This is a genomic window from Mesorhizobium sp. M7A.F.Ca.CA.003.01.2.1, from assembly GCF_003998945.1.
Lineage (GTDB): Bacteria > Pseudomonadota > Alphaproteobacteria > Rhizobiales > Rhizobiaceae > Mesorhizobium > Mesorhizobium ciceri.
Genome location: NZ_RZRA01000846.1, coordinates 1 through 2,458, shown reverse-complemented (window position 1 = coordinate 2,458; position 2,458 = coordinate 1). Strand labels below are relative to the sequence as shown.

General features: G+C 66.6%; 2 protein-coding genes. Both read right to left on the bottom strand.

Going from position 1 to position 2,458, the window contains the following annotated elements:
• On the bottom strand, positions 1-1,021 hold a 1,021-nt coding region (locus tag EN969_RS26555; RefSeq protein ID WP_127419535.1), incomplete at its 3' end, for a cupin domain-containing protein.
• 140 nt (positions 1,022-1,161) lie between these two features.
• The coding region (locus EN969_RS26550) for an FGGY-family carbohydrate kinase (RefSeq protein ID WP_127419534.1) at positions 1,162-2,458 on the bottom strand (1,297 nt) is incomplete at its 5' end.

The window sequence follows — 2,458 nt, the reverse complement described above, 5'->3', positions numbered from 1 at the left end:
CTGCGCCGTCCCAGTGCCGCCTCACCGCTCCCATGTCGAAAATGCCGTCGCGCCGGCGCAAGGCGTCGACCGCCATCTTGTTGGAATCTGGATAGACGCAGACCTCGTTGGGATTTTTCTCGCCGATCATCAGGTAGCGGCACGGCCCCGTGCCGCTGTTGAGGAAGGAATGCCCGACCGCCAGGCCGGCCGGAAAGCAGACATAGTCGCCGGCTTTCATTTCGTGGCGCTCCTCGCCAAGCAGCAGCGTCACCTCCCCTTCCAGGATCAGCGCATGCTCCTCTTCCAGCATGTGATAGTGCCGGGGCGCCAGGCGCATGCCGGGCGCCGGCGCTTCGATCAGCATGCCGACATGATAGTCGGAGCGTCCCAGCGCGGCATAAGTCAGGTGCCTGGACCGGCCGCCGAACCGCGGGCCTTCGCCTTCGACCTTCCATTCGACAGCATCGCTGGCGATCGGCGGGATCGGCGCGGCCGGGGGTTTGGTGACACCGGCCGTCACATCCGACGGCAGCGGATCGCCGGCGGTAAGGCCGGTGTTCTCGCCGTCCCAGTAAGTTCGGATGGCTGCGAGATCGAAGATCGCGCGGCGGCCCAGGGCGCGTACCAGCACCTTGTTGGAGGCGGTGTAGACGACCACTTCATTCGGGTTGCGCTCGCCGACGATGACATAGCGGCACAGTGCGTCGCTGGTATTGATCAGGCAATGCCCCGCCGCGGCACCGGCGGGAAAGCAGATGTAGTCGCCGGACTTCATGGCATAGGCCGCGTCGCCGACATACGCGGTAAGCGCCCCTTCGAGGATGAAGACATGCTCTTCCTCGAAAATATGGTAATGCGCCGGCGAGGACTGCTTGCCAGCCGGAAGCTCCTCGATTGCCACGCCGACACGGTGTTTTTCGCCAAGGGCAGCCAGCGACAAATGCCGGTAGCGCAGGCCGAAGCGTGGCACATCGGACCATTCCGTCCACGGCACCTCATCCGATGCGAATGGTAGCGGCGGTTTAGCTTCGTCCACCATTAGGGCCTCCTGGTCCTGTCGCCCTGCCCTCGTCGCGTGCTGCTGGAGGGTCCACGACAGAACAAAGCTGCCAGCTTCCGGCTAAACCGCCAAGCGGTGTTCGCTACGCTCCTGACAAAGCCGGACAGAAGCCGCGCGCTTCAGCCTCGGATGGCCTTGCCCGCCTGCTGCAGCAATTCGAACGCCGCGAAGCGTTTGGCATGCCAGCCGGCCAGCGTAGCGTCGGGATGATAGACCTCGCCGAGTTCCGACATGCCGGCCATCGCCGCCGCCACATCCTTGTAGGCACCGGCGGCGACCGCGCCCAGCATCGCCGAGCCGAGCAGCACCGGTTCCGGCGAGGTCGAGGCCACCACCACCATGCCTGTGGTGTCGGCCAGCAGTTGGCGCACCAGCGGGCTTTGGCCGGCGCCGCCACTGACCACGATGGTGTCGACGGCAATGCCTTTCTGATGTTCGGCCTGCACGATCTGGCGCGCGCCGTAGCCCAGCCCGCAGACCCCGGCGACATAGAGCCCGACCAGGCTGTCGAGGCTGGTGTCGAGATCGAGCCCGGCGATCAGCGCGCGCGCGTCCGGGTCGGCGAAGGGCGCGCGGTTGCCGAGGAACTCCGGCACGACATGGATGCCGCCGACCAGGGCCGGCGTGGCCGCGGCTCCATTGCGGCTTTGCGCCTGCAGCGACAGCCAGGCGCTGAGACTGAGCCCCTCGGCTTGCGCTTTGGCGGTCGCTTCGCCGGCTGCAGGATGCATGCGCACCAGATGATCAATCGCAGCACCAGCTGCCGACTGGCCGCCCTCGTTCAGCCACAGGCCCGGCACCATGGCCGAGAAATACGGACCCCAGACACCGTCGACGAAGGCCGGCTCGGCGGTCGACGACATGGTGCAGGCCGAGGTGCCGAAAACATAGGCCATGCGCGACAGCACGCTGCCGAAATCGCCGCGCGCGCCGACCGTGCCGACGCCCCCGGCATGCGCGTCGATCAGTCCGGCCGCCACCGCGGTGCCGGGGTTGAGACCAAGGTCTGCTGCTGCCTGCGCGGTCAATCCGCCGCCGAGTGCGGCACCGGCCGGCACGATCTCGGTGCCGATGCGCGCGAATGCCTCGTCGGCCAGCGCGCCGAGGCCGATCTTGCGGAAATACGTCTCGTCCCAGCGGCTCTCATGCGCCAGATAGGTCCATTTGCAGGTCACCGTGCAGACCGAACGGGCAAGGCTGCCGGTCGCCCGCCAGGTGAGGAAATCGGCGAGGTCCATGAACTGCCAGGCGGCGTCGAAAGTGGCGGGCAGGTTTTCGGCCAGCCACAGGAGTTTCGGCGTTTCCATCTCCGGCGAGATGACGCCGCCGACGTAGTTCAACACCGCCTCGCCACTGCGATTGATGCGGCGCGTCTGCTCGACCGCGCGATGATCCATCCAGACGATGATGTTGCGT